Raw genomic sequence first — 25,979 nt, 5'->3', positions numbered from 1 at the left:
TTCAGGCGGTTTCGAGGTTGTGGGCTGCAAGAGCGGGCACCGAAACGGGTATCGACAGGCCGAGCTCCTGACAGGCCTCGGCAACTGCGGTAACAACGGCGTCAATCTGCTCATCGTGGAGCTGGCCAATGCAGCCCACCCGAAAACTGTCCGCAACGGTGAGTTTGCCGGGGTAGATGAGGAAACCACGAGCTTTGATCGCGTCATAGAAGCGACGGAATTCAAATGCCGAGCTGTTCGGAGACAAAAAGGTGATGATGATCGGCGACAGCCACTCATCCGCCAGCAATGTCCGAAAACCGATATCACGAAGGCCAGCCACCAGACGGTCCCGATTGCGGCTGTAGCGGGCCAGACGCCCGTCCACACCACCCTCGGCTTCGTGTTCGCGCATGGCCTGAAGAAAGGCGGCCACCACATGGGTGGGCGGGGTGTAGCGCCACTGTCCGGTTTTCTCCATGTATTGCCACTGGTCATGGAGATCTAGGGAGAGGCTATGGCACTGGCCGGCTGATGCCGATAGCAATTCCCGTTCAACAATGGCGAAGCCAAAACCGGGTACACCCTCGAAGCACTTGTTGGCTGACGACACGAGGGCCGCACAGGGCAGCTCGACCACATTGATGGGCAAGGCGCCAAATGCGCTCATGCTGTCGATGATCAGGCGCTTGCGTGTCTGTCGGCACACTTCGGCAATCTCTTCGATCGGATTAAGAATGCCGGAGCTGGTTTCACAGTGAACCACCACAACCTGTTCAATCTCGGGATGCTCTTGCAAGGCAACGGCAACCTCATCGCCGCGTGGCGGATGGTAATCCCCCTTATCAATGGCCAGATACGGGCGCCCCAGCTTGTCAAGAATCTTGCCGATCCGTTGTCCGTAGGCACCGTTCATCAACACTAGAGTTGTACTGGTTGGAGGAATTACCGTGCCAAGCGTGGCTTCCACTGCGAAGGTGCCGCTGCCCTGCATGGGCACGCAGACGTGGCTATCCCTGCCGCCAGCCACCTCAAGCAGCCGTTTACACATTTGAGCCGTTAGGTCATTGAAGTCGCCATCCCAAGAGCCCCAATCGTGCAACATGGCCTGTTTCACGGAGAGGCTGGTGGTCAATGGACCGGGAGTGAGCAGATACGGATCTTTCTGGGTCATAGAGGTCTCCATCGGGTTTAGCCGGTGCGCTTGCGGGCGCGAGCCTCGGCGCAGCGGCGGATGAAATCGGGGCTATAGGAATTAATGGCTCCGAAGCGATCCAGGCGGAACGGTTCGGGAGTTACGAAGGGGCTCTGGTTGGTTGCCAGCTCAGCAACTAAACGGCCGATACCACCGGACATGCCGATACCCGCGCCGGAGCAGCCGGTGGCGGCAATGAAACCCTCGACACCAGGCATTGGGCCCAGCAGGGAAAAACCATCCGGCGTGTAACTTGAGACATTGCTGACGTAATGAGCCAGTTGTAACTCGTCCAGCGCGGGAAGCTGTAAGCGAAGTGCCTCGTAGCCGCTTTCAAGGGCCAGGTGGCCCGTCGGGTCCGTATCGAAACGAAAACCATGGAGGTTGTCCGGTAAGGCATTTGGGTGAGCCACGACCGATTGCGGGTCTCGCAGCCCGAATAACAATCCGCCCACTTCCGGGCGCGCGTATGCGCCGCTATCGGGCAAAATGGTCATCGGGCCGTTCGTGGTAATGCTTGGGTGCGGCGCTGATATCCAGTAATGACTGCGAACCGGCGCCATGCCAAGGTGAATTCCCGCCTGCATTGCTAGCGCCGTACTCCAAGGACCGGCGGCATCAATGACAGTTCCGGCAAAGATCGTCTCGCCATTTGCGAGGCGCACGCCGGTGACCTTCGAACCTTTTCTCAGGAGTTCGCTGACCGTCCGTTTCAAAAGAATCCGGGCGCCATTGCGCCTGGCGTCAGCTGCATAAGCGAGGCAGAGGGTGTAGGGATCAATGTAGCCGTCATCCGGCACCCAAAGCGCAGAGGTGTCGGATGACAGCTCAAGCCAGGGGGCCAGTTGCATAGCGTCGTTGGTGCTGACCAACTCGGCGCAAACTCCGGACTCAGCCGCACGTTGCGCTGTTTGCTCGATCTGCCGCCATCCTTCCGCTTCGGCCGATACCTGCAGGCTACCTACTTTTTTCAGAGGCAGCGGCTCGCTCTGGGTGTCACCCAGCTCATCGATGACGCGAAACGTTTCCATCGCCATATCCGTGAGCGCACGGTGCGTGCGAACACGGGTCAGCAAAGCGGCTGCGTGGCTAGTAGTTTGCTCACCCAATCTATGACGTTCGACAACGACAACACCAAGGTCAGGCGTCTTGCTTAGATATCGCGCTATGGCGCACCCAAGGATGCCGCCTCCAATGATAACGACATCCGGATGATTGACTGCGGGCATAATTGCTCCTCGCTGATCTGGTATAGACCAGTTTGGCGAGGAACTGTGACGATTCCATGAAAGCCTGATGACAATCCAGCGGAATAATCGCCGCGGATCAGCTCACTTCGACTTGAATGCTCAACGCATCGTGCAACCAAAACTCTTCATCAAATTCAACGAAACAGCCGTCGGCATCCCGACTGCAGCGGGTAACGTAGAGGCCTGCTGTACCCGCCGTCACCCCAATTGCACTGGCTTGAGGATCCACCAGCGCCGTCGGATACATTTCTATTTGCTTACCGCGTAACTCTACGCCGTACTGCTCCCGCAGCAATTTCCAAAGGGAGCGGTCGAAGTTGTAGGTTTCAATTCCTGGCAGACGCTTGGGGTTTAGGTAAATGTTCTCGACCAATACCGGCCGACCATCAATCTGCCGGCGGCGCCGAAGCCAGACAATCGGGTCACCAATCGCCATGCCAGTCCGGGTGGCCAACCAGCTGTTAGTATGCGTGGACGTCACATCAAGCGTCTCTGTTGCAGGGACACGGCCCTGCGCTGTCACATTCTCTGAGAAGCTGTAGTCATGTGTGGGTTTGTAAATCAGTCTTGGCGGAGACACAAACCAGCCTCGCCGGTTCGAGCGGTAGATACGGCCTTCCGCTTCTAACTGAGCCAGCGCCAAGCGGGTCGTCACCCGAGTAGTATCGTGCTCCTCCGCGAGAATACGTTCCGAGGGCAACCGAGTACTCGGCGTTAAAAGCCCTTTTGCGATCTGGGCAGCCAAGTGATCTCGAACTCTCAGATAAAGAGGCGAAACGCTTTTCTCGTCGACCCGCTCCTGCATATTGTGGCTCCTTAGCCTAACCAAACCGGCCAAAATAGACCAAAAACGTGACACAGTTGTGACAAATACCGGAAGCTTTCGCGCGGAATTAATTGACGTTTGAAATGGGTTCCGCCAACCATGCTAAGTGAAAGTCCATGACTAGCTTGGAATTTTCAGGGTTTGCGGGAAAGCCTAACGCGAATGTTCGCTTTGTTTAAGAGCGGCGGCCACGACTAAGGATTATGTCGCCATAACCTGGCCGAGATGGCCTAAATATGGTGCCAAGAACAGGAACTAAAGGTTTTTTCGAGTATTGGTGGGCCCACCTGGACTCGAACCAGGGACCAAAGGATTATGAGTCCTCTGCTCTAACCAACTGAGCTATAGGCCCATTCAGCGAACGCTGTCTGGAGGGTGTTCCCCTGAGGGAACAAAGCGGGCGCCATTATACCGAGGAGGTGGGGCGCCCGCTACTGTTGTGATGCTTATCCGTTGCCTTGATCGTCAATAAATCCGCGCAAATGGTCGGAGCGGGAAGGATGACGCAGTTTACGCAATGCTTTTGCTTCGATTTGACGGATACGTTCACGGGTTACGTCGAACTGTTTTCCGACTTCTTCCAATGTGTGATCCGTGTTCATTTCGATACCAAAGCGCATGCGCAGTACCTTGGACTCACGAGCAGTCAGACCTGACAAAACGGAGCGGGTGGCTTCGCGCAGGCCTTCAGCAGTAGCTGAGTCTACCGGCGAGAGCGCCTGTATGTCTTCGATAAAGTCGCCCAGATGACTGTCTTCATCGTCACCAATCGGCGTCTCCATGGAGATTGGTTCTTTCGCAATCTTCAGGACTTTACGAATTTTGTCTTCCGGCATCTCCATACGCTCACCCAGCTCTTCCGGGGTGGGCTCGCGGCCCATTTCCTGCAGCATCTGGCGGGAAATCCGGTTGAGCTTGTTGATGGTTTCAATCATGTGCACCGGAATACGAATGGTGCGTGCCTGATCCGCAATAGAGCGGGTGATGGCCTGACGAATCCACCAAGTAGCATAGGTAGAGAACTTGTACCCACGACGGTATTCAAATTTATCAACGGCTTTCATCAGGCCGATGTTGCCTTCCTGAATCAGGTCGAGGAACTGAAGACCGCGGTTGGTGTACTTCTTCGCGATAGAAATAACCAGTCGCAGGTTGGCCTCAACCATTTCTTTCTTGGCGCGGCGGGCTCTTGCTTCACCAATCGAGACGCGGCGGTTGATTTCTTTGATATCTACAACGTCTAGATCCACTTCAGTCTGCACATTCATGATGCGCTTCTGAAGACGAACGATTTCATCCAATCGCTCCACAATAGCGGCAGCGTACGGCTTTTTGCTTTTACCGATCTTCTCGCCCCATTCCGAGTTGGCTTCATTGCCCGGGAATGATTTGATGAAGTCTTTGCGTGGCATTTTGCATTCGCGTACACAGATCTTGAGGATGGCACGCTCGTTCTCGCGCACCAGATCGTTGGTAGAGCGAACTACGTTAACCAGTTCGTCAAACGCTTTATTGCCAAGTTTGAAGGGTGCGAAAATTTGCCCTAAATCGTTCAATGCAACCTGAGTTTTCTTATCCGCACGGCCGTGCTTGGCCAGTAGCTTTTCGGCGTCGTCGAGCTTTTCTCGAAGAAGCTCAAAACGCAAGCGGGTTTCTTCCGGATCTGGACCGCTCTCTGGTTCTTCTTCCTCTTCATCGTCGTCCGCATCCTCGTCAGACTGGTCTTCGTCTGAGGTCTCAGGCTTCGGAGGCGGTTCCGGCATAAACGGCTCTGCGCCATCTGGGTCCAGAAAACCGGTAATGATGTCGGTAATACGACCTTCGTTTTCAATGATGCGATCGTAGGCCTGAATAACGGTGCCTACAGTGCCCGGGAAGTGGGCAACCGCTGCCATAACATCGCGAATACCTTCTTCGATGCGCTTGGCGATAACGATCTCGCCTTCACGGGTTAGCAGCTCAACGGTACCCATTTCGCGCATGTACATGCGGACGGGGTCTGTGGTGCGGCCAGCATCAGATTCCACAGCGGCAAGAGCGGCGGCAGCTTCAGCGGCAGCGGCTTCGTCAGCAGTGGAGTCGCCATCGGTCATCAGCAGGGTATCGGCATCCGGTGCTACCTCGGTTACCTGAATTCCCATGTCGTTGATCATGCGAATAATGTCTTCGACTTGATCCGGGTCGGCAATGTCTTCCGGGAGGTGGTCGTTTACCTCGGCGTAAGTCAGGTAGCCTTGTTCCTTGCCTCGTGCGATGAGGTCTTTCAATCGTGATTTCTGCGAATTGCCTGACATAGACACCCTGTGAACTCGCTTAAATAAAAAAATGAAACAGCCATTATAGCTGTCGCTCTAATGCACTGCCACCGAATGGTTAGATGGTGATCAATGCGCCAAGTTTCAAGTGCTGTTCTCGGGAGTTCCCCCGCTCAGCTCTCGCAGCTCTTGCCGTTCCTCGGCGGTAAGGTTTGCGAAGTTGCGTAAAAGTGTAGCCAGCTTTTGCTGTCTTGCGGCTTCCTCGTTCGGGTTTAGCAGCTCTCGAGCTGCGGCCAGAGTGCTTTCCCGTGACGGTATGTGCTCTATACCGTCGAATAGATGGTAGAACCCTTCACGTGCCTGGCTGTCCAGCGCCAACACAGTTATAAGTGATTTCCGGTAACGGATTTCCCGCTCCAGAATAAACTTGGCAAAGGCCTTGGCCTGATTGTACTGCCGGGAGCCGCTGGCAAGCTCTGTGACTTCACTGGCCAGATCCGGTGATTCAAGCAGCGCAAGGCACAAAATGCTGTCTTTGCTCAGTTTTACGTCAATGCGTTCTTCCGTAACGCGATCCTTGCGTTCACCTTTCCAGTTTCCCCGTGGCTGTTGCTTCCGGCCTTGCCATTGGTTTCGGCCCCCGCAAAGGCGGAGCATTTCATGCCACATAGCATCCCGGAGGGTGCTTCTGGGCATTTTATTTAAAAGCGGTTCAGCTCTGGCTCTCAGTTCACCCCGGTTCTCCGGCAGTTGCAGATCCAGACCTTCGCTTTGACGGTCAAACAAGTACCGAGAGAAGGGGGTTGCGCCCTCGATGCGCTTCTGAAAAGCTTCTGCCCCTTCTTTGCGTATCAATGTGTCTGGGTCTTCACCTTCCGGTAGCATCAAAAACTGCAAGTGCAGCCCGTCTGCCATAAGTTCCAGAGCGTTATCCAGAGCTCGGTCGGCGGCCCTGAATCCGGCCTGATCGCCATCAAAGCAAAAAATAATATGCCGAACCTGCCTCAATAAAGCAGTGAGGCTATCCTGATTTGTTGCTGTGCCCAAAGTCGCAACGGCGTAATGGATGCCATGCTGGGCTAGAGCAATCACATCCATGTAGCCTTCTACCACAAGCAGCTTGTCGAGCTGCTTAAGTGCCTGTTTCGCTTCGAACAGGCCGTATATTTCCCGGCTTTTGTGAAACACATCCGACTCGGGTGAGTTGATGTATTTTGCTTTGTCGTCGCCGAGCGTCCTTCCGCCAAAGGCGATGGTCTTGCCCCGACTGTTGCGGATGGGAAACATGACCCGGTTACGAAAAAGGTCTCGCGGTCTGCCGTACTTGTCAGACACTGTGCCGGTTTCGATCAGCGGTCCCTGCAGATCTTTGTTTGCAGCATCAAACAGTGCGGTTCCCGCAGTTGGTGCATAACCCACCTGATACTGCTGAATAATGCTGTTGTCTAATCCGCGCTGCTTTAAGTAATCGCGTGCGAAGCTGCCTTGCGGGCCGTGAAGCGCTGAATGGTAAAAGCGGCTGGCAAAGTCCAGCGCGTCGGTTAGCGTTCGTGCCTGCTGGATTTCCTGCTTGGCGGCCTGATCATAGGGCACTTCAAGCCCGGCTCTGCGCGCCAGTTCTTCAACGGCATCGGTAAAGCCCAGACCTTCGAATTCACGTATAAAACTGATGGCGTCGCCGTGGGCGCCACATCCGAAACAATGATAAAAGCCCTTGTCTGGCCTTACATTGAATGACGGCGTTTTTTCATCATGAAACGGACAGCATGCCTTATAGTTGGCGCCGGCCTTTTTTAGTGTAATGCGCGAGCCGATCAGCTCTGCCAGATCTACCCGATCGAGCAGGTCTTCAACAAAGCGTTGGGGGATCAGTCCGCTCATAATGGCTCCACCTCAGGCCCGTTACACACAGAGGCCAATAGCCAAAAATGCCGCCGAAGCCAGGCCCCGGCGGCATTTTTTGGTCGCTCTGTGCAGCCTGTGGCTGTACAGGCAATCAGTGCTTTGCAGTCAAGCGGCGTCTGCGGTAACTCAGTACAGACGCTCGAACTTGCGCTGTTCCCGCTGAAGCTTCTTGAGATGACGCTTAACGGCAGCGGCTGCTTTACGCTTGCGAACGGAAGTCGGCTTTTCGTAGTGCTCACGACGACGTACTTCTGAAAGTACACCGGCTTTCTCGCAAGAACGCTTGAAGCGACGCAGTGCTACGTCAAACGGTTCATTCTCTTTCACTTTAACAGCTGGCATTCGACAATCACCTACCTGATAGATTCGGTTTCATTTAGATGCGCATCTGGCGTTGCCAGACTGGCTCGATTCTCTCGATCACTGGTCAGATTGGCTAAAACTCGACCAGTTCGTAATTTAGGGCGGCAATGATAGCGCTTGGGTCGTGGCAAGGTCAATGTTTGTTCGATGAAACTGCCTGTGAGTTTCGGGTTTCTGCTAAAATGCGCCCCGTTTATCCATTAACGCCAACCGATGTGGCCAGATTATATGCTGATTCTGGGTATTGAGACTTCCTGTGATGAAACCGGCGTCGCGCTTTACGACACCGAAAAGGGCCTGCTTAGCCATGCGCTGTTCAGCCAGATCGACATGCATGCCGACTACGGCGGAGTTGTGCCCGAGCTGGCATCCCGCGATCATGTTCGTAAACTCTTGCCCTTGTGTGATCAGGTGTTAACCGAGGCCAAACTCACCCGAGAAGACATTGATGGCATTGCCTACACCGCCGGGCCTGGCTTGATTGGGGCGCTTATGGTGGGAGGCTCGGTTGCCCACGCGCTGGGGTTTGCCTTAGGCATACCGGTACTAGGGGTGCATCACATGGAAGGTCACTTGCTGGCACCCATGCTGGAAGATAATCCGCCAGCTTTTCCGTTTGTTGCTCTGCTCGTTTCGGGGGGGCATACCCAATTAGTGCGGGTGGATGGCATTGGGCAATATCAAATGCTTGGTGAGTCTGTAGATGACGCAGCAGGCGAAGCCTTCGATAAAACCGCCAAAATGTTGGGTTTAGACTACCCCGGCGGCCCTCGGGTGGCTGCGTTGGCTGAAAAAGGTACTGCTGGCCGTTACCGTTTTCCTAGGCCGATGACGGATCGGCCGGGTTTGGACTTCAGCTTCAGTGGTCTTAAAACCTTCACTCTTAATACGGTCAATGCGGAAAAAAAATCTGTGGAGGGTTTGAGCGATCAGGTCCGCGCCGATATTGCTCTGGCGTTTGAGACCGCGGCCGTCGAGACTCTGGTGATCAAGTGTCGGAGGGCTCTAGAGCAAACACGCTGTGACCGGCTTGTGATTGCTGGGGGGGTGAGCGCCAACAAGCGGTTGCGGGCAAGCTTGGAAAAGATGGCTGTAAAGTTGCGTGCCCATGTATTCTACGCGCGTCCTGAATTCTGTACCGATAACGGGGCAATGATCGCCTATGCGGGTGCCCAGCGCTTAAAAGCGGGGCAGCGTGATGGAGAGCGAATTGTGGCTGTACCTAGGTGGCCGATGAATACGTTGCCAGCACTAGATGAAGCTCGCTCAACAGGGCTTGTTGACTGAATTGGCCAACTGGGGCGCTAGAGGCCGATTTCCCGCCCTTGGGCCAGCCGGATGAGATTGTTGCGGTGGCGCACAACCACCAAAAGCGCGAGTAGGCCGAATAAAGGAAGGTTTTCTGGTTCGATGAATGCGCTGATCACTGGTCCGCTCACAACAGTTATTACTGAGGCCAGCGCAGAGATGCGCCAGCGCCATAATATCAATAACCAGATGGCGGCCATGACCGCTGTGGTAATCGGGGCTAGAGCAAGGCCAGCTCCCAAAGCGGTTGCGACCCCTTTGCCGCCCTTGAATCGGTAGAAGGCTGGGATCATATGCCCGGTGACAGCAAATAGTGCCACCATAGCTTGCGCCAAAGCCGATAGCCCGGCGTTGTATGCGAACCAAACTGGCAGCCAGCCTTTTGCGGCGTCCAAGGCCAGAGTCATCGCAGCTGGGCGCCAGCCGCCGCTGCGGTATACGTTGGTGGCACCAGGGTTTCCCGAACCTAGTGCACGGGGATCTGGTAGCCCCCAAAGTTTGCAGATTGGCAGTGCAAACAACACCGAGCCGCCAAGGTAGGCCACTGCGCACAGCAAAACTATTGTTACCGGATCACTCAGGGGCATTTGCAGTCTCAGAGACGAAGACGTGTCAGGGTGATGTGTGCGAAAATGCCCGCCCTCAATTTGCGAGCTGGCGCGTTTACAGTAGCCGCAGTTTGTATGTTATTCAATCAGCAGAGCGTGGAAATGCCCCGGGAGCCCTTCTTGGCAGACAGCGTATTGATCGAAGGCTTGGTCGTAGAGACCGTAGTGGGTGTATACGACTGGGAGCGTGAAGTAACCCAGTCGCTCGTCGTGGACTTGGAGATGGCGTGGGATAACCGTATTCCGGGAGCCTCTGATGATGTAAAAGATGCGCTCGATTATGCATCGGTCAGCGAGCGCGTTGATCGCTGCCTGAAGGAACTCAAGCCGAAGCTGCTAGAACATGGTGCAGAGGTTCTGGCGGGTGTTTTGCAGCGTGAATTTGGTGTTGGATGGCTTCGATTGGTACTGCGTAAACCCGGGGCCGTGCCCGCCGCCCGGTCTGTGGGTGTTTGCATCGAAAGGACTGCTTTGAAAGGAGAGCCTGATAATGCCTGATCAAGTTCCGGTTTATATCAGCATTGGCAGCAATATTGATAGAGAGCGATATGTGGTCGCAGCGCTGGACGCACTGGCAGGTTGGTTTGGTGAATTGGATATCTCGCCAGTGTACGAGAGTGAAGCCGTAGGGTTTAATGGCTCACCGTTTCTAAATCTGGTTGTGGGAGTAAAGACTAGCCTGTCTGTAGGCGAGCTTTCACAGCACTTTAAACTGTTAGAAGTCGAGAATGGCCGTCGGAAAGAGGCGCCAAAATTCAGCGCTAGAACGCTGGATCTCGATATTCTCACCTATGGAGAAGCGGTAGGCAGATTGGACGGAGTGGAGTTGCCCAGAGGTGAAATTCTAAAAAACGCGTTTGTGTTGAGGCCTTTGGCGGATGTTGCTCCGGACGTTAAGCATCCGGTTTGCCGAAAGACTTACCTTGAACTCTGGCAGATGTACAATACCGACCAGAAGCTCTGGCCGGTAAACTTTAGTTGGCAGGGCAGGGTGATTTCAGAGGCCGTTTGCTGAGCGGAAAAGCGCAATCAGGTTGTCAGTAGCGCTGTCACTTGTTTCGCCTGAATCTTTAGGCTTCAACAATCTTGGCAGAATGTTTTCGCCCAGTTTTTTACCCAGTTCAACTCCCCATTGGTCGAACGAATCCAGATCCCAAATGACGCCCTGAACATAGGTGCGGTGTTCGTACAGTGCAATCAAGGCCCCCACGGCTTCCGGCGTTACCTTCCTCATCATTAGAGTGTTGCTGGGCTGGTTGCCGGGTATCACCTTGTGTGGCGCCAAACGGTTTATGTCTGCATCTGTCATGCCGCTGCTTGCCAGTTCTGCTTTGGCTTCCTCAAGTGTTTTGCCAATCATCATTGCGCGGGACTGGCCCAAACAGTTGGCAAATAAGTCAGCGTGATGTGTGGCAACGGGGTTGTGGGTTTGCAACGGTATGATGAAATCGGCTGGAACCAGTCGCGTTCCTTGATGGATAAGTTGGTGATAGGCGTGTTGACCGTTAGCGCCTACTCCGCCCCAAATCACGGGCCCTGAGTGATATGTCAATGGCTTACCCTGCTGATCCACGCGCTTACCGCTGCTTTCCATATCCAGTTGTTGCAAGTGGTCCGGCAGGTTACGGAGGTAGTGGTCGTAAGGCAGTATGGCGTGTGTTTCGGCTCCCCAAAAATTGCTGTACCAAATGCCGAGCATAGCCATGACAACGGGCAGGTTCTTTTCCAGCGGTGCATCACAGAAGTGGGTGTCCATAGCGTGGGCACCGGCGAGCAGTCGCCGAAAGTTATCCATGCCAATGGTCAGTGCCACAGGTAGCCCGATAGCAGACCAAAGAGAATAGCGCCCACCTACCCAATCCCACATTGGAAATACGTTGCTGGGGTCGATGCCAAATTTCTGTGCCGCAGCCTTGTTCGCTGTTACAGCCATAAAATGACTGGCTACAGCCTGATCATTACCACCATGCTCTATAAACCACTTTCGGGCGACCTTACTGTTTTCTAGCGTCTCGCGCGTGCTAAAAGATTTGGATTGAACCAGAAAGAGTGTGGTTTCAGGATCTATTTTTGCCAGAGTTTCGCTGATTTCCGTACCGTCAATATTGGCCACGTAGTGGCAGCGTAGCCCGGATTCCCGGTAAGGGTGGAGAGCTTCCGTTACCAGCTTTGGGCCGAGAAACGAGCCACCGATGCCAATGCTAACGACGTCCGAAAATGCTTTTCCGGTAAACCCCGTACGTGACTGGCTCAGCACGTCCTCAACAAAGGCTTCCATACTCGCCAGCGTCGCACTTACTTCCGCCGTCACGTTTTGGCCGTCGACCACTAGGGTGTCTGTTCCGGGGTTGCGAAGGGCAGTATGTAGGGCGGGGCGGCCTTCGGTAATGTTCACCTTGTCACCGCGCAATAGGGCTGCTCTGCGGTCTTCCAGCTTGCGGCTGCGAGCGAGATCCATCAGAGCTGTGAGCACTTCGTCGGTAAGTCGGTTTCTGGAGAAATCCAGAGACAGGCCCGCACCATTGATAAAATACCGGTTGGCCCTTTCCGGATCGTCTGCAAATAGCGCCTTCATGGGACGGTTTTGCAGGCTATCCCGGTGAGCCAGTAAAGCCTGCCATTCGGGTGAAGCGGTCAATCCTGAGTGCGACGAGGGCATCCGCGAGTCCTTTCCTGATGAGTCGTAATGCTTCAGCGGGTGACTGAGATGTTATCAATGAGCCGAGTGCTACCAAGGAATGCCGCAGCCAGCAGGGTGATATCGCTGTCATCGGGTTTGGCAGGTTTCAAGGTGTTACTGTTGGCTATATTGAAGTAATCCAGACGCAGTCCCGCTGCAATCAGGCTTTCGCCAGCTTCTTTGGCCAGAACTTGGAAGTCGCTGTGGCCATCGGTAATTTTCGCAGCGGTGGCTTGAAGAGTTTGGTAAATCACTGGAGCGATTGCGCGCTCTTCTTCGGATAGGTAGCCGTTCCGCGAGCTTTTAGCTAAGCCATCGTCCTCCCGAACGGTTGCTGCACCAATAACCTCAACTGGAATCATTAGGTCGCGCACCATTTTGCGAATCACGGCCAGTTGCTGGAAGTCTTTTTCGCCGAACACCGCAAACTCCGGCTGAATCATGTTGAATAGAACAGAAACAACCGTTGCAACACCTTCAAAATGCCCTGGGCGGCTGTCTCCGCAATGTCCGGCACTGACTTCCGGTACGACTACGCGGGTGTGGCGCGCAAGGCCATCCGGGTAAACTTCTTCGGCCGAAGGGGCAAATACCAGCGTATTTCCCGCTTCGCCAAGTTTGTTTTGGTCATTAAGCAGTGTGCGCGGGTAGGTATCCAGATCCTCATTGGCGCCAAATTGCATTGGGTTTACGAAGATACTTGTAACCACAATGTCGGCTGCTTCAGCCGCTTTGCGAACCAGTGAAATGTGCCCCTCATGTAGGTTGCCCATAGTGGGCACCAAACCAATGGTTTTCTCCTGCTGGCGGTAACCGCGGAGTATGGCGCGCAACTCTTTTAGCGAATGGACGGTTCTCATGCCTTGAACGTATGCTCCTCGGCGGGGAAAGTGCGCTCACTTACGGCTTTTGCGTAGGCGGCGATGGCCTCCGGAATGGAGTTTGTCTCTGCCAAAAAGTTTTTTACGAACCGTGGCTTGCGGCCGGTGGTGATGCCTAGCATATCGTGTAGTACCAGAATCTGACCGTCGGTATCTGCGCCTGCGCCAATTCCGATAACCGGAACCTTCACCGCTTGGGTGATTCTGGCTGCCAGCGGCGCTGGTACGCATTCTAGTAAGATGATGTCTGCGCCCGCCGCAACCAACTCACAGGCATGATTGATCATCAGTTCTGCCGATTTTTCATCGCGACCCTGAACCTTGTAGCCCCCAAACTTATTGACGAACTGAGGGGTCAGGCCCAGATGTGCACATACGGGTACAGCGCGTTCCGTTAGAGCACTGATGGTGTCTTTCATCCAGTCTGTGCCTTCTAACTTGACCATGTGCGCGCCTGCACGCATCAGTTCTGCGGCGTTCTCCAGTGCGGCATCTACGCTGCCATAACTCATGAAGGGCATGTCGGCCATAATGAGTGAGCCACGATTGCCTTTGGCAACGCAGCTGACGTGGTACACGACCTGATCCATGGTGACGGGTAAGGTGCTGTCGTGGCCCTGAAGCACCATGCCCAGCGAGTCGCCAATCAGAATAACATCTACCCCCGCTTCGCTGACTACCTGAGCAAAGGTGGCATCATAAGAGGTTAGGGCGGAGAAGGCTTCGCCTTTCTCCTTGTATTCCCGCAGGGTATTGATGGTAACAGCCATAAAATCCTTGCCTTTTGGGTAGGGGCCAAGACCGTGCCGGGATGTCCGGCGTTCAGTTGCTAAGGGTAATCCGGAGGTGGAAGCTTGCGCAACCGGTTGTCAGGGCATTGTGCCCTTAGGGTGACGATTTTCGTGCCATCCGGCAGTGTTAGATCAGGTTTCAGATCTAATAATGGCTGAAGAGCAAAGTCTCTATTATGGAGCTCTCGATGGGGAACGGTAAGCCGCTCGTCGTCTAACTCATGATTGCCGAATATCAGCAGATCAAGGTCAAGAGTGCGCGGCCCCCAGTGTTGAAGCCGCTCCCGCCCATGCGCCTGTTCGATGGCCTGAAGCTGGTCTAGCAGGGCGTGAGGCGCCAGCTCTGTAGAAATCCATGCCGCCCCATTCACAAAATCTGGTTGGTTCTGCGGGCCTACAGGGCTGCTGGTGTAAAACGGCGACTGTGCGACCAGTGTCGTTGTTGGTAGTGCAGCCAATTCCGCCACAGCGCGTGCCAGTTGGGCCGCGGGCGCTTTCAGGTTGCTGCCCAGACCTATAAAGGCATCCGTTTTCATTAGGGCGCTGGCCGCTTAACTGGTTTGCGGCGTCGCCGCTTTTTTGGTGCGTCGCTGCTGAGTTCTGAAAGCATGCGCTCTTGTCCGCGTTCGTCTAGGCGCTGGAATTGTGTCCACCACTGGCCAAGGCCGGGTTCGATTTCACCGCAGTCTTCCCGAACCAGCAAGAAGTCGTACGCGGCACGAAATCTTGGGTGGCTCATAGTGACAAAGGCTCGCTTGCCTTGGCGGCGGGGCAGGCGCATCTGGAGCTCCCAAATTTCCTTCATGGGGCCAGAGAAGCGTTTGGGTATAGACGTTGCCTGTACTTGCCTGCCAATAACCTTGCCAATGGCACCGTGCAGGGCTGGCTGTACCGGATCGCCGTTATCTTGGCGCTGGCGCCACTCTTTTTGTAGAGCGGGCCAAAGCATGGCTGCAAATAAGAAATAGGGGGTAACGGACTTACCTTGAGCGATACGGGTGTCGGTGTTGCGCAAGGCTTGGCGGATTAACTCATCCGACTCACCAGCCTCGATAGCTCTGACAGTTTCCGGGAATAGCGGGGCCAGCAAATTGTAATGGGTTAGTAGATTGTAGGTTGCTTCGCCGTGCCCAGCAGAAAACAGCTTGAGAACCTCTTCAAACAGCCGCGCCGGTGGAATGTGGGTCAGTAACTGCGACAGCTCCCGAATAGGGGCTTCGGTCTCCGGTTCTATATCAAAGCCAAGCTTGGCTGCAAAGCGGATGGCGCGAAGCATGCGTACCGGATCTTCCCGGTAGCGGGTCTCTGGGTCGCCGATTAGGCGTAGTTGTTGGTTGTTGAGATCTTCTATGCCGTTGGCAAAGTCGACGACGGTGAAGTCCCGGATACAGTAATACAACGCATTGACTGTGAAGTCTCGGCGTAATGCATCTTCTTCTTGGTTGCCGTAAACATTGTCTCGCAATAACAAGCCGTGCTCGCTGGTTTTGCGATCATCGTCGGTGTTGTCGTTGTCGGCATCCGCCGCATTGCCACGGAAGGTGGTTACTTCGATGACTTCACGCCCGAAGACAACATGAACGATTCGAAAGCGCCGACCGATTAAGCGTGAGTTACGGAACAGGTCGTGCACTTCTTCCGGGGTGGCGTTGGTGGCTATGTCAAAATCTTTGGGCCGCTTTCCCAGCAGGATGTCGCGTACGCCGCCGCCTACAAGGTACGCCTCGAAACCGGCGTTGTTGAGCCGGCTGAGCACCTTTTTGGCTGGCTCGCTTATGACAGAGCGCGAGACGTTGTGCTGGTCTCTGGGAACTTCCCGTCGCTGGTAGACCCGAGCTTTTTTCTTGCCGTTACCGGGCATGAAGGAGCGGAGCTTGTCGACGGAGTGCTCGAAAATGGAGGAAAGTGTTTTTGGCATTGAAATCCGTGGTTGCGTTGAGCAAAACCGAGAGTTTAACGGTTTGAGCAGGATTTGCACACGTTTGCCTTGGAATCTGCATACCCCACATAATCAAAAGGCGGATCCGCCTACGCGAATCCGCCCTCAAAACATTGACGATCTGCATTATTTTTATTTTTTGCCGGGATTCTTCTTAATTTTTTTACCCCACCGTTTAACCCCAAAATGGGAGCTTTTCAGTAGTACAAACGGAAAGCTTTGAACACAATGAGCAGTCAAAGACATCGAACAAGTCATTCGTAGGTGCTGCGCCACCTCAAGGGTGATTCTTCTTTGCATCTCTACAACTCGTACACGCCAAGGGACTACCAAAAAAGCAAAGTACCCAAAACACTCAGTTCGTTCGCGCTCTATTTTTGTTTTTGTTACTGAACGTCTTCCTGCAGCTTTTTGTTTTTGTTTAGGCGCTGCTTTGTCACTCTTGTTTTTGTTGTTGTGCGCTATAGAGTTTGCAGTTGGCGTGCCAGTTTTTGAATATGCTTTATTAACAGTGGGTTATGTTTTTTCTGCGTGTAAGTGTTACTCCGTACTTCATATAAGTGTTACCCGAAACACCTTATTTTCTCGCAAAGTGTTACCGGCGGGAACAGGCGGTAACATCTGACTGCGCGTTCATATTTTGCGCGAGTGATTCCATGGGTGATTTCTTGCGACCGGTCAGTTTCCCGATGTTTTTTTGCGGGGGATGCCGAGACGCTGCCGGCGCTCCCAAAGGGATTTTCGGCTAATGCCCAGCTTTTGAGCCAGCTCGGTTTCACTCATGCGATCCTGATTCTCTAGCACGAAGTGCTGGAAATAGTCCTCCAGAGAAAGATCATTAGTGCCGTCTGCGTCTCGCGTATGGACCTGTTCGTTGTTTCCCGCTACCAAGGTTTCAGGGATATATTCCTCTCCTCCCTCACTATCGAGGTCCAGCAAGGACGGCGTTATGATGTCACCATCGCAGAGGATACTGGCGCGTTCGATGGCGTTCTCTAGCTCTCTCACATTACCCGGCCAGCGGTGCCGTTCAAGCGCCCGCATGGCTTCGGGGCTAAGGTTTAGGTTGGGTCTGCCGACCTTGTTGCCTTGGGCGGTAAGAAAGCGCCTAGCAAGCCCCAGAACATCGCTCTGGCGTTCCCGCAAGGGAGGAATTCGTATTTGCATTACGTTAAGCCGGTAGTAAAGATCTTCTCGGAACTCGCCGGTGCGAGTCATGGCTTTTAGGTTGCGGTGGGTGGCTGCGATCATGCGAACATTTACTTTTCGGCTCTGGGTTGAGCCCACTTTGCGAATTTCGCTTTCCTGAAGAACGCGCAATAAACGGGCTTGGGCCTCTGCCGGGAGTTCGCCAATCTCATCCAGAAACAGGCTTCCGCCGTCGGCGGCTTCGATCAGCCCGGTCCTTGCGGAGACTGCACCGGTGAAGGCGCCTTTTTCATGGCCAAACAGTTCGGATTCAATGAGGCTTTCGGGAATAGCTGCGCAGTTTACCGAGATCAGTGGTTTGGCAGCGCGCGGGCTCAGTAGGTGCAGCGCGCGGGCAACCAGTTCTTTACCTGTGCCAGACTCCCCTTGCACCAGTACCGTTGTCTCTGTCGGTGCTACCTTTCGAATGAGTGTGAATACACGCTGCATGGGCTCGCACTGACCGTACATAATACTGGCTGGGTCACCGTTTTCCGATGCCGCCGGATTGTCTGTCTGACGGTCCTGCGTCGGGGACATTGTGCGCGCGAGAATACCCTCCACGGCAGCTAGCATCTCATCGTGGTCAAAAGGCTTGGCAATATACTCCACCGCCCCCAATTTCATGGAATCTACCGCTGAGCGTAGGCTGGCATAGCTGGTCATGATTAAAACAGGCGTGTTCGGTGCCCGGTTGATCAGTTCCGTGCCAGCGGCGCCGGGTAGGCGAAGGTCTGAAATAATCAGGTCAAACTGGTCGGGATCGTGGTTTTGCTCGGCCTCCTCCACCGAGCCGACGTCTTCAACGTCGTAGCCTGCATGTAACAGCAGTTTGCGAACGGCGGAGCGAATAATATCTTCATCTTCCACGATCAAAATACGGGGCATAGCAGTCTTAGAACCTTTCGTTCGGGCGGATTGCGGAGGTGTCTGTCTCCGGCTCGTAAGCTGGCAATTTCAATCGTACGCAGGTGCCTAAACCGGTTTGGGGGTCGGCAGGGCTTTCAATCTGAATGTTTCCGTAATGCTCTTCGATAATGCTATATACCAATGACAATCCAAGGCCCGTTCCTTTATTGGATGCCTTGGTGGTGTAGAAGGGCTCGAATACGTGATCAAGCTGATCTGCGGGTATGCCAGAGCCCTCGTCAATGACCTCGATGATAGCTGAGTAGCCATCTTTCTTACCAGCCACCCGTATGGATCCACCTTCCGGTGAGGCATCACGGGCGTTGGCCAACAGGTTCACGAAAACCTGCACAAGCCTTTGCTCGTCACCCAAAATCTGAAGTGTGTTAGGGCAATCGTTAATGTAATGGATGCCCATTCCTTCATTACTTAGAGACAGAAGGTTGCTGGATTCATCTACGCAGCGGCGGATGCTCACGGGCTCGTACCGATTGGCTTGCGCGTGGTTGCCTGTACGTGCAAAGTTCATCAGCGATTGGAGGATGGTTGATATGCGGCGTGTTTGCTGTTGGATCTGACTGGCGGTTTCCAGAATATCGGGGTTCTTTGTCTCTAGTTTAAGGTTCTGCGCCAACGAGGAGATGCCCGTAACGGGGTTGCCGATTTCATGGGCAACGCCTGCAGCCAGACGCCCTACCGAGGCCAGCCGCTCACTGTGCATCAACTCGTCTTCCAATAGCCGTGTTTCGGTTTGATCTTCTACCAGAATGACACTGCCGCCTTCAGGGTGGTCGGGGCCGCTTAATGCGGCTTTGTGCAAATTCAACCAATGTGGCCGGCCTCGTAGGTCCAGACGGTGCTTATAGCGGTGCAGGTCTTTGCCGCTGTTGAAATCGTCCAGCAAATGGTGCCAGTGGTCAGGTAGGGCCATGAGTCGGGCGCCAACAACGTCGTCTGCGGTGATGCCGGTCAACTCTTCAATGGCTTGGTTCCACATCAAGATCTCGCCGTCTTCGCCTACGGAGCAAGCGGGGATGGGCAGGTTTTGAAGTGTTTGCCGGTAGTGTCTTCGTAGGTTGTCCAACTCTCCTGCAAGCCCTGTGAGCCGGTTTTGGTAATCACCTAATGTTCGCTCCACATAACGTATATCTTGAGCGGTGCCGCCCCGCGCCATTGGTTTGAAGCCTAGATGGCGCTTTACCATGTCTCGGGCAACCGAAGGACCAAGTAATCCGGACAGGTTGACCTCAACCTGATCGCGTAGACGCCGCAGTTGATAAGGGCGGTATTCCACATTGGGTAATTTAAGCTGTTCTAGTGCGCGCTCAACTTCACGCTTGGCAACATCGTGGCCGAGCGGTTCGGCTAGTTGGCGTGCAAAGTCCACCGATGAGCCTGCCAACAGTTCGCGGCGCTGCGGGCGGGATAGGGCGCCCATAGAGCAAGCCTGCGCCGCGCTGGTTTCTTCGTTAGTGCTGGTGCTCAGAATTGAGATCAGGGCAAACACGGTTACGTTTGCGCTCAGGCTGACAAACGTGAATATGTGCCAGTTGCTGTAATCCGGAACTATTGGTGCGTTCAGCCAGCCTAGCAAGTTGGCCGTGTGGGAAAACGGCAAAACCAGAGTGATCAGCCAGATAGCCAGCCCGGTAATTAGCCCGGCAATCAGCCCGCGCCTATTGCCTTCGGGCCAGTATATAACACCCAGTGCGCCGGGCAGCAGTTGCAGAGTTCCGGCTAGGGATATGGCTCCGAGAATTGACAGGTCCAGATTCTTTCCAAGTGTTTCATGGAACAGCAAGGCTAAAAAGATGATTGCTGCGATCAGTAAGCGTTTGACCCACTGCAGCCAACGGTAGATATCGCCTTGATCCTTTGGGGTTCTCAAGGGAAGAACCACATGGTTGAGTACCATGCCAGCCAAAGCCAGAGTGCTTACTGTCATGAGGCCGCTTGCGGCTGATAGCCCTGCGATGTACATGAACAGTGTGAGAGCCGGGCTTTCGAGTGCTTGCGCTATGCCCAGTGTGTAAAAATTTGGTCCGGTGGCAACCGCCAGTTCCTGTCCTCCCCATAGAATGAGTGGTACAGGAATACCAAGTAGCAAAAGGTACAACGGCAGACCCCAGCTAGCTTTAGCCAAGGCTTTTGGCGAGGGGTTTTCTGCGAATGTCATGTGGTACATATGTGGCAGAACGAGCGCCCCGGCAAATGACATGAGCATCAGCGCACGCCAACTGCCATCGTCGATGCTCAAGGACATGGTGGTTGCTGGTGTTGTGTTGCCGGCCAGCCAGGTTTCGAGTCCATTCATGCCGTCGAAAACACTAAAAAGCACCACACCGCCAATGACCAGCAAAGCGACTAGTTTTATCACTGAGTCAAAAGCAATAGCCAATACAAGCCCGGGGTGGTTTTCTACCTCGCGGTTGCGACTTGCACCAAACAACATGGCAAAGAGAACAACAATTAGGCTGAACATCACGCTGATCAGGTGGGGCGAGGTATCTGGAGCAAGAATGCTGGCGGAGGTGGATACCGCTTGTATTTGCATGCTAAGCAGCGACAGGATTGCGCCACCGGAGCACAGGGTTACAAGTGTCCCCGCCCATTGGCTGCGATAACGATAAGCGAACAGGTCGGCAAGAGAGGTGAGTTGGTAAGCGCGACCTATCCGCATGATGGGGTTCAGTAAGACCGGAGCCAACAAAAAAGCACCGCTGATTCCCAAATAATAGGCAAGAAAGCCATACCCAGATTCCGCCGCCAACCCGACGGCTGCATACACTGCCCAGATACCAGCATATACGCCCAAGCTCAGTGTATAAACCAGAGGGTGGCGAACCCAGTGGCGGGGTATTACGCCACGCTCGGTGACCCAGGCAATTCCAAATAGGAGGATTAGATAAAGAAGGCTGGCGATCAGTAGGCCAGATGCACTAAAACTCATTCGGATCCCGCCGCCATTCAAGCCAGAAGCCGATGGCAATAAGGCCCGCCCAAATCACGAAGGGGCTGTACCAGACATTATCTGGAGACGTCCACCAGTCAAGAATATTTGGAGAGAATATGTAGATGGCCAGAACCAGCAAAAAAACCAGGCGATAGATATACATCCGGCATGCGATCCGCTCTGAAGATTGTGAAAGGCTTTATACCACGACAGTCATTGGGATGTCAGGTGAACGGCTCGGCGGTTCCAATGCGTGCGGCTCCAATCTAAAAGATTGTCTACAGATTCGCATAGCAAGGATTGCGGTGGTTGCTGGTTAAGCGCACTCAAGGCTGCAAACAGGTTTTCCACCGGTTTGCAGTTATCCAACGCCGGGGCATGGTTTTGCTTAGATAGCTTCTGCCCTTGCTCATTCACAATCACCGGAATATGTAGCCAGTTCGGTGGAGTTGCGTTCAGGGCGCGGTAAATCTGTAGTTGTTGTGCAGTCATATCCAATAAGTCTGACCCCCTCACCACATCGGTAATGCCTTGATCCATGTCGTCCACTACCACTGCGAGTTGGTAGGCGAAAAAGCCCTCTTTGCGCAAAATTACGGGATCGTCTATTTCGGCTTGCACGAGCTGCTGCTGCCGCCCAAGCAAAAGGTCCTGCCATTGGCAATGTTCGTCACTCAGCGCAAAGCGAATAGCGAACGGCTGATCTTTGGTTGCGCTGCCGCCGTCTCTACAGTGTTGCGGATGTCTGCCCTGGTGAGCCTGAAGTTGCTTGCGTGAGCAGCTGCAACGATAGGCTTTGCACGCTTTAAGCAGTTGCTCCGTAGCTGTCTGGTAGTCGGAATGATGATGGGATTGAAAGCGTACGGGTTCGTCCGAAGACAGACCATGGGCGTCAAGGCTGCTCAGTATTTTCTCAGTTGCTTCGGGCGGCTCTCGAAGTGGATCAAGATCCTCGATTCGAACTAACCATTGCCCACTAACGGACTTGGCTTCGAGGTAACTTGCCAGAGCTGTCACCAGCGACCCGAAATGCAGAGGGCCTGTGGGCGAGGGCGCAAATCGACCTCGGTATTGAAGCAGCTTGGTCATGGTGAAAAAAGAATGGCCAGCAATGCCACAAGAGACTGCGCCGGCCAGTTCGGGGGTACCGTTTTAAATGCCAGTTTGGCGCTCGCGGATTTCGGCAAGGGTTTTGCAGTCAATGCACAGTGTCGCAGTCGGACGCGCCTCAAGGCGACGGGTGCCGATTTCCACACCGCACTGGTCGCAAAAACCGTAGTCCTCTTTGTCGATGCGATCAATGGTCTGGTCAATTTTCTTGATCAGCTTGCGTTCGCGGTCGCGGGTGCGCAATTCCAGACTGAACTCTTCTTCCTGGGTTGCGCGGTCGCTGGGATCCGCGTAGTTTGCTGCATCTTCTTGCATGTGGTGCATGGTGCGATCCACTTCTTCCATGAGCTCTTGCTTCCATTGAAGTAGGAGCTTCTTGAAGTGCTCGCCCATGTCGGCACTCATGTATTCTTCACCCTTTTTCATTTCGTAAGGGGTGAAGTTGGTGAAACGCTCGCGTGATTGGTCTGCTGTGGTTGCCATATGACCCGGCCTCTTTTTATATACCTCTCAAGAACGCTATGCTTCTCTGCGCGCCAGCCCCCGCCGCGGCGCGGTTATCACTTGGATGAAGCAGTCGTCCTAAAACGGGATTTTGCGGAAAATAGCAGATTAGTCACAGCGGTGCCAGCCCTGTGATGCCTACTTATCACTTGGAGAGCTTATGAAATTCCCCGAGCCCTTGATAAAAGGGCGTTTAATTCGCCGCTACAAACGCTTTTTGGCCGACGTTCGCTTGTCAGACGGCACGGAAGTAACGGCCCATTGCCCGAATACCGGCTCTATGCTGGGTTGCCAGCCACCGGATGCCCGGGTGTGGTTAAGCCTTAGTGATAACCCTGCACGAAAATTGGCGTATACCTGGGAGCTTGTTGAAACAGCACCTGCAGTGTTGGCGTGTGTAAATACCGCAAGGCCAAATGCGCAAGCGAGGGAAGCCATTGAAGCGGGCCGCATTAGTGAACTTAGGGGTTATAGCCATTGCCGGTCAGAAGTTAGGTACGGCGAGGAGAAAAGCCGGATCGATTTGCTGCTGTCGGGCCATGAGTCGGAACCAGACGCATGGGTAGAAGTGAAAAATGTAACTCTTGAGGAAAACGGTCAGGGCTTTTTCCCCGACGCGGTAACGACCCGCGGGCAGAAACACCTGCGTGAACTCATGGCTCAGGTAGCTCTAGGCGAAAGGGCTGTGCTGTTTTTCGTGGTAAATCATACCGGCATTGAAACTGTGCGGCCTGCCGATCATATCGATCAGCATTACGGTCAACTGTTGCGTCAGGCGTGTGATGCCGGTGTAGAAGTGATTGCCTATCGCGCGCCTTTGGTCAATGAAGACGGCAATCCATCTGGAGAGTTAACTCTGACTGAGCCGGTGCCGGTTATTCTAGAAATCTAACTTCCAGAATCCTTCCAACCTCCCGGAGGTCCAGCTCCGTGAGAGCGTCTCCCTGGCAAGGCCCGGCAATGCACTCACCGTCCTGGGGTTTGAACAAAGCACCGTGGGTGGAGCACTGTAGGAACAGTTTGTCGACATCCATAAAGCAGCCGGGCTTCCAGTTCAGTTCAACACCCATGTGGGGGCAACGGTTCAAGTAAGCTCTGGGGGTGGCGCCGTCGAGAAACACGAAGCCCGTCAGTGGCAATGTGTCAGTGGTCCTTGGGGTGCTGGTTTTGGCTTGGGCCAGTGTGAACTCCACGAACTGGCCCGGTTGTAACGCCGCTCTATCGCATACTGGCTGCCACGGGTTTATTTGCTTGCTTGTCATTTACCTGCGCTATAACGCATCCGCGTACCGTGGTTCAGCGACATTACAATCTCGTCCGCTTCCAGCCTGTGGGGGAAAAAGCACCCAGAGATTTTGGCACCGGCAATGCTCGCACCTTCCATGTCAGTGTGGCTGAAGTCTACTCCCCTAAGATCCGCTCCCCGGAAGTAAGCATGGCTGAGATCCAGCCCTTTGGCATCTAGCCCACGCAAATCAAGCCCCCGGAAGTCTCCATGGGCAAAGCTCGGCAGGTCGGTGCGCGATAGCTTTTCCTTATTGAACGCTGCTACATCTTCCTTGCGAAGCGTTTCGTAGAGCGGGTCTTTAATATGGCGTACGGCGTCGGTTTCCATGATTCTTCCTTATGGCATTTTTAACCGGTTCTTGAGGAAGTATAGCCTGCGAAATCCACTTGCAACGGCTACTTCGATGCTAGGCCAAAATGCTGTCTTATGCGATCTGCCACCGCTTCAGCTACGTGCTCCTGATCGCTACGCAGATGAACCGTGTGGGTCTTTTCTTCGATCGTTAGAGGCTCAAACCAGCCTTTTTGTGCATCCAGAAGCTCTTCTGTCGCTTCAGAGGCATCGCCTTTGCGATTGCGTACCCATTCTTTGCGCAGCTCTTCAGGTGCTTCGCAATGAATCAAAGCAAAAGGAACGCCTTGGCTTTCTGCAACGGCGGCAAACAGCGCGCGCTCTTTTTCTTTCAGGCATGCGGCATCGGCGATAACGGGTAAGCCCGCCGCGAGAAGGTCGCTGGCCAAGGTCGCTAGCCGTAAATAGGTTTTCTCGTTGGCTTCCGCGGAGTATAGGCCTTCTCCGGTGGTAGAGTTGCTGTTTGCCAAAGGCGTCAGCCCATGCAGTCGCTTGCGCTCGACATCTGACCTTAGGCGAATAAGACCCAACTCTGCAGACATAGCTGCGCTGACGCAGGTTTTTCCGCTGGCCGAGAGGCCTACGGTGGCCAGCAGGTAGCGATTCGGTATGCTGCTGTAGTCTTCGGCTAGCTGGGCATAATCACGGTAATGCTGCATCAGGTTTTCTTTTTCTTGTGCGCTCAGAGACGGGTTGGCCATGGTAAACAAGGCAATCTTTGCCCGCACAAGTGCCCGGTATGTCTTGTATAAAGGTAGCAGAGGGAGAGCGTTGAAGTCGTCCCTGTATTCCAGATACGTATTCAGAACTAGGTTCGCTAGAGCTGACTCACCTCGAGACTCCAGATCCATTAACAAAAACGCCAGATCGTTTATCACATCAATCCAACGGAAAGGCTCATTGAACTCGATGCAGTCGAAAACCGTAACCTTGCCGTCGTATACGGTAATGTTGGCTAAGTGCAGGTCGCCATGGCACTCCCGGACAAAGCCGTCATTTCGGCGATGTGCAATTAAATCTCTATGGCGCTCGAAAGTGGTTTGGGTCCAGGTCTCGAGGTTGTCGAGCTGGCTGGTCAGGGCAGGTTCGTCGATCAACGGCCGGATTTGGTCAAAATTTTCCTGCATGGCCGCAAATACGGCGTCTGGCGTGCCCAGCGGCTTGTCCTTTGTTATTGGCTCTAAGCTGTCGTGGAAGTGGGCTACTTGTTGTGCGAGGCTGGAGAGCAGCTCGGGTTTTAACTCACCGGATTCCTGCTGCTGGTCAAACAATTGGTTCTGGCGGAACTGGCGCATTTTCAGCATGTATTCAAAAGGCTCTCCATCACCGCCAATGACCGGTTTTTCCGGAGTTCCGGTTATTGGGAGTACTTCAAGGTAAAGCGGCTCCGCCAGACGACGGTTCAGGCGCAGCTCTTCTTCGCAAAAGTGTTTGCGGCGCTGCAGTGTGGAGAAATCAAGAAACCCGAAATCCATGGGTTTTTTGATCTTATACGCATACTGCCCCGTCAGAATCACCTGAGAGATATGAGTTTCGATAATTTGAAATCCATCCACAGGATGGTGGTATAGCGCTGGGTTTTGCAATGCCAGTAACAGACTGCCTGGGGATGTTTCACTCACGGTGTGCTCCTCGCTTCCCTGAACTCATTGATTCTTATTGCTCTATCATAACGGGCAGGTTACAGAAATAACAC

24 protein-coding genes and 1 tRNA gene are annotated in these 25,979 nt (G+C 54.0%); 4 read left to right on the top strand and 21 right to left on the bottom strand.

Going from position 1 to position 25,979, the window contains the following annotated elements:
* Position 1: 1 nt before the first annotated feature.
* From KO508_RS00205 to rpsU, 7 genes are all read right to left on the bottom strand, one after another.
* Positions 2-1,153, bottom strand: coding sequence for a 2-aminoethylphosphonate--pyruvate transaminase (locus KO508_RS00205; protein ID WP_216006349.1), 1,152 nt, complete (start codon positions 1,151-1,153; stop codon positions 2-4).
* 17 nt (positions 1,154-1,170) lie between these two features.
* On the bottom strand, positions 1,171-2,403 hold the full coding sequence (locus KO508_RS00200) for an NAD(P)/FAD-dependent oxidoreductase (RefSeq protein WP_216006348.1): 1,233 nt from the start codon (positions 2,401-2,403) through the stop codon (positions 1,171-1,173).
* Positions 2,404-2,500: 97 nt separating this feature from the next.
* Complete coding sequence (locus KO508_RS00195; protein ID WP_216006347.1) at positions 2,501-3,229, bottom strand: UTRA domain-containing protein; 729 nt, start codon at positions 3,227-3,229, stop codon at positions 2,501-2,503.
* 296 nt (positions 3,230-3,525) lie between these two features.
* Positions 3,526-3,602: transfer RNA gene (locus tag KO508_RS00190), tRNA-Ile, on the bottom strand.
* A 94-nt stretch (positions 3,603-3,696) separates the two neighbouring features.
* Positions 3,697-5,544 carry an RNA polymerase sigma factor RpoD gene (rpoD, locus tag KO508_RS00185; protein ID WP_216006346.1) on the bottom strand — a complete coding sequence of 616 codons (1,848 nt, stop codon included), beginning with the start codon at positions 5,542-5,544 and terminating at the stop codon, positions 3,697-3,699.
* 105 nt (positions 5,545-5,649) lie between these two features.
* The gene (gene dnaG, locus KO508_RS00180; RefSeq protein ID WP_216006345.1) at positions 5,650-7,386 is read right to left on the bottom strand and encodes a DNA primase; all 1,737 of its coding nucleotides are present in this window, start codon (positions 7,384-7,386) and stop codon (positions 5,650-5,652) included.
* Positions 7,387-7,536: 150 nt separating this feature from the next.
* Positions 7,537-7,752, bottom strand: a complete 216-nt coding sequence (gene rpsU / locus KO508_RS00175) for a 30S ribosomal protein S21 (protein ID WP_072794797.1) — start codon at positions 7,750-7,752, stop codon at positions 7,537-7,539.
* Positions 7,753-8,001: 249 nt separating this feature from the next.
* On the opposite strand from rpsU, the gene tsaD reads away from it, so the two are divergent.
* On the top strand, positions 8,002-9,060 hold the full coding sequence (gene tsaD, locus KO508_RS00170; protein ID WP_216007268.1) for a tRNA (adenosine(37)-N6)-threonylcarbamoyltransferase complex transferase subunit TsaD: 1,059 nt from the start codon (positions 8,002-8,004) through the stop codon (positions 9,058-9,060).
* A gap of 17 nt (positions 9,061-9,077) precedes the next feature.
* On the opposite strand, the gene plsY is transcribed toward tsaD, so the two are convergent.
* Positions 9,078-9,668 (bottom strand): glycerol-3-phosphate 1-O-acyltransferase PlsY, encoded by a 591-nt coding sequence (gene plsY / locus KO508_RS00165; RefSeq protein ID WP_216006344.1) that lies wholly within the window; start codon positions 9,666-9,668, stop codon positions 9,078-9,080.
* A gap of 96 nt (positions 9,669-9,764) precedes the next feature.
* Here plsY and KO508_RS00160 point away from each other — a divergent pair, with 96 nt between their 5' ends.
* A complete protein-coding gene (locus KO508_RS00160; protein ID WP_252737740.1) occupies positions 9,765-10,187 on the top strand; it encodes a dihydroneopterin aldolase in 423 nt (140 codons plus the stop codon).
* The gene (folK, locus tag KO508_RS00155) at positions 10,180-10,704 is read left to right on the top strand and encodes a 2-amino-4-hydroxy-6-hydroxymethyldihydropteridine diphosphokinase (RefSeq protein WP_216006343.1); all 525 of its coding nucleotides are present in this window, start codon (positions 10,180-10,182) and stop codon (positions 10,702-10,704) included. The genes KO508_RS00160 and folK (KO508_RS00155) overlap by 8 nt, the downstream gene beginning before the upstream one ends.
* On the opposite strand, the gene pgi is transcribed toward folK (KO508_RS00155), so the two are convergent.
* From pgi to dksA, 10 genes are all read right to left on the bottom strand, one after another.
* Positions 10,687-12,348 (bottom strand): glucose-6-phosphate isomerase, encoded by a 1,662-nt coding sequence (pgi, locus tag KO508_RS00150; protein WP_216006342.1) that lies wholly within the window; start codon positions 12,346-12,348, stop codon positions 10,687-10,689. The genes folK (KO508_RS00155) and pgi overlap by 18 nt on opposite strands.
* A gap of 32 nt (positions 12,349-12,380) precedes the next feature.
* Positions 12,381-13,229, bottom strand: a complete 849-nt coding sequence (gene panC / locus KO508_RS00145) for a pantoate--beta-alanine ligase (protein WP_216006341.1) — start codon at positions 13,227-13,229, stop codon at positions 12,381-12,383.
* Complete coding sequence (panB, locus tag KO508_RS00140; RefSeq protein WP_216006340.1) at positions 13,226-14,020, bottom strand: 3-methyl-2-oxobutanoate hydroxymethyltransferase; 795 nt, start codon at positions 14,018-14,020, stop codon at positions 13,226-13,228. The genes panC and panB overlap by 4 nt, the downstream gene beginning before the upstream one ends.
* A 59-nt stretch (positions 14,021-14,079) precedes the next feature.
* Complete coding sequence (gene folK, locus KO508_RS00135; RefSeq protein ID WP_216006339.1) at positions 14,080-14,577, bottom strand: 2-amino-4-hydroxy-6-hydroxymethyldihydropteridine diphosphokinase; 498 nt, start codon at positions 14,575-14,577, stop codon at positions 14,080-14,082.
* Positions 14,577-15,959: a polynucleotide adenylyltransferase PcnB gene (pcnB, locus tag KO508_RS00130; protein WP_436836600.1), complete on the bottom strand. Its 1,383-nt coding sequence runs from the start codon at positions 15,957-15,959 to the stop codon at positions 14,577-14,579. The genes folK (KO508_RS00135) and pcnB overlap by 1 nt, the downstream gene beginning before the upstream one ends.
* A gap of 699 nt (positions 15,960-16,658) precedes the next feature.
* Complete coding sequence (locus KO508_RS00125) at positions 16,659-18,056, bottom strand: sigma-54-dependent transcriptional regulator (protein WP_216006338.1); 1,398 nt, start codon at positions 18,054-18,056, stop codon at positions 16,659-16,661.
* 7 nt (positions 18,057-18,063) lie between these two features.
* Positions 18,064-21,027, bottom strand: coding sequence for a sensor histidine kinase (locus KO508_RS00120; protein ID WP_252737738.1), 2,964 nt, complete (start codon positions 21,025-21,027; stop codon positions 18,064-18,066).
* Positions 21,017-21,193 (bottom strand): hypothetical protein, encoded by a 177-nt coding sequence (locus KO508_RS00115; RefSeq protein ID WP_216006337.1) that lies wholly within the window; start codon positions 21,191-21,193, stop codon positions 21,017-21,019. The genes KO508_RS00120 and KO508_RS00115 overlap by 11 nt, the downstream gene beginning before the upstream one ends.
* A gap of 50 nt (positions 21,194-21,243) precedes the next feature.
* Positions 21,244-22,119: a tRNA glutamyl-Q(34) synthetase GluQRS gene (gluQRS, locus tag KO508_RS00110; RefSeq protein ID WP_216006336.1), complete on the bottom strand. Its 876-nt coding sequence runs from the start codon at positions 22,117-22,119 to the stop codon at positions 21,244-21,246.
* 63 nt (positions 22,120-22,182) lie between these two features.
* Positions 22,183-22,623, bottom strand: coding sequence for an RNA polymerase-binding protein DksA (gene dksA / locus KO508_RS00105; RefSeq protein ID WP_216006335.1), 441 nt, complete (start codon positions 22,621-22,623; stop codon positions 22,183-22,185).
* A gap of 181 nt (positions 22,624-22,804) precedes the next feature.
* Between dksA and sfsA the strand changes: the two genes are divergently transcribed.
* Positions 22,805-23,536 carry a DNA/RNA nuclease SfsA gene (sfsA, locus tag KO508_RS00100; protein ID WP_216006334.1) on the top strand — a complete coding sequence of 244 codons (732 nt, stop codon included), beginning with the start codon at positions 22,805-22,807 and terminating at the stop codon, positions 23,534-23,536.
* Here sfsA and KO508_RS00095 read toward each other — a convergent pair.
* The 3 genes from KO508_RS00095 to KO508_RS00085 form a co-directional block, all read right to left on the bottom strand.
* Complete coding sequence (locus KO508_RS00095) at positions 23,520-23,906, bottom strand: Rieske (2Fe-2S) protein (RefSeq protein WP_216006333.1); 387 nt, start codon at positions 23,904-23,906, stop codon at positions 23,520-23,522. The genes sfsA and KO508_RS00095 overlap by 17 nt on opposite strands.
* Entirely contained in the window at positions 23,903-24,259 is a 357-nt protein-coding gene (locus tag KO508_RS00090) for a pentapeptide repeat-containing protein (RefSeq protein WP_216006332.1), read from the bottom strand. Before KO508_RS00090 ends, KO508_RS00095 begins: the two co-directional genes overlap by 4 nt.
* Positions 24,260-24,327: 68 nt before the next feature.
* Positions 24,328-25,905, bottom strand: a complete 1,578-nt coding sequence (locus tag KO508_RS00085) for an AAA family ATPase (RefSeq protein WP_216006331.1) — start codon at positions 25,903-25,905, stop codon at positions 24,328-24,330.
* Positions 25,906-25,979: the final 74 nt, after the last annotated feature.

The sequence above is a fragment of the Marinobacter salexigens genome, assembly GCF_018860765.1.
GTDB classification, from domain to species: Bacteria; Pseudomonadota; Gammaproteobacteria; order Pseudomonadales; family Oleiphilaceae; genus Marinobacter; species Marinobacter salexigens_A.
The sequence above is the reverse complement of the archived record's forward strand: the minus strand, read 5'-3'. Positions and strand labels throughout refer to the sequence as shown.

Bases quoted from the DNA above. Each gene is read 5' to 3' on its own strand.
- tsaD (WP_216007268.1), top strand. From the start codon at position 8,002: ATGCTGATTCTGGGTATTGAGACTTCCTGTGATGAAACCGGCGTCGCG.
- KO508_RS00205 (WP_216006349.1), bottom strand. From the start codon at position 1,153: ATGACCCAGAAAGATCCGTATCTGCTCACTCCCGGTCCATTGACCACC.
- KO508_RS00090 (WP_216006332.1), bottom strand. From the start codon at position 24,259: ATGGAAACCGACGCCGTACGCCATATTAAAGACCCGCTCTACGAAACG.
- KO508_RS00160 (WP_252737740.1), top strand. From the start codon at position 9,765: ATGTTATTCAATCAGCAGAGCGTGGAAATGCCCCGGGAGCCCTTCTTG.
- panB (WP_216006340.1), bottom strand. From the start codon at position 14,020: ATGGCTGTTACCATCAATACCCTGCGGGAATACAAGGAGAAAGGCGAA.
- panC (WP_216006341.1), bottom strand. From the start codon at position 13,229: ATGAGAACCGTCCATTCGCTAAAAGAGTTGCGCGCCATACTCCGCGGT.
- folK (WP_216006343.1), top strand. From the start codon at position 10,180: ATGCCTGATCAAGTTCCGGTTTATATCAGCATTGGCAGCAATATTGAT.
- plsY (WP_216006344.1), bottom strand. From the start codon at position 9,668: ATGCCCCTGAGTGATCCGGTAACAATAGTTTTGCTGTGCGCAGTGGCC.
- KO508_RS00095 (WP_216006333.1), bottom strand. From the start codon at position 23,906: ATGACAAGCAAGCAAATAAACCCGTGGCAGCCAGTATGCGATAGAGCG.
- pcnB (WP_436836600.1), bottom strand. From the start codon at position 15,959: ATGCCAAAAACACTTTCCTCCATTTTCGAGCACTCCGTCGACAAGCTC.
- gluQRS (WP_216006336.1), bottom strand. From the start codon at position 22,119: ATGACCAAGCTGCTTCAATACCGAGGTCGATTTGCGCCCTCGCCCACA.
- rpoD (WP_216006346.1), bottom strand. From the start codon at position 5,544: ATGTCAGGCAATTCGCAGAAATCACGATTGAAAGACCTCATCGCACGA.
- dnaG (WP_216006345.1), bottom strand. From the start codon at position 7,386: ATGAGCGGACTGATCCCCCAACGCTTTGTTGAAGACCTGCTCGATCGG.
- dksA (WP_216006335.1), bottom strand. From the start codon at position 22,623: ATGGCAACCACAGCAGACCAATCACGCGAGCGTTTCACCAACTTCACC.
- folK (WP_216006339.1), bottom strand. From the start codon at position 14,577: ATGAAAACGGATGCCTTTATAGGTCTGGGCAGCAACCTGAAAGCGCCC.
- rpsU (WP_072794797.1), bottom strand. From the start codon at position 7,752: ATGCCAGCTGTTAAAGTGAAAGAGAATGAACCGTTTGACGTAGCACTG.
- pgi (WP_216006342.1), bottom strand. From the start codon at position 12,348: ATGCCCTCGTCGCACTCAGGATTGACCGCTTCACCCGAATGGCAGGCT.
- sfsA (WP_216006334.1), top strand. From the start codon at position 22,805: ATGAAATTCCCCGAGCCCTTGATAAAAGGGCGTTTAATTCGCCGCTAC.
- KO508_RS00200 (WP_216006348.1), bottom strand. From the start codon at position 2,403: ATGCCCGCAGTCAATCATCCGGATGTCGTTATCATTGGAGGCGGCATC.
- KO508_RS00195 (WP_216006347.1), bottom strand. From the start codon at position 3,229: ATGCAGGAGCGGGTCGACGAGAAAAGCGTTTCGCCTCTTTATCTGAGA.
- KO508_RS00125 (WP_216006338.1), bottom strand. From the start codon at position 18,056: ATGCCCCGTATTTTGATCGTGGAAGATGAAGATATTATTCGCTCCGCC.
- KO508_RS00115 (WP_216006337.1), bottom strand. From the start codon at position 21,193: ATGTATATCTATCGCCTGGTTTTTTTGCTGGTTCTGGCCATCTACATA.
- KO508_RS00120 (WP_252737738.1), bottom strand. From the start codon at position 21,027: ATGAGTTTTAGTGCATCTGGCCTACTGATCGCCAGCCTTCTTTATCTA.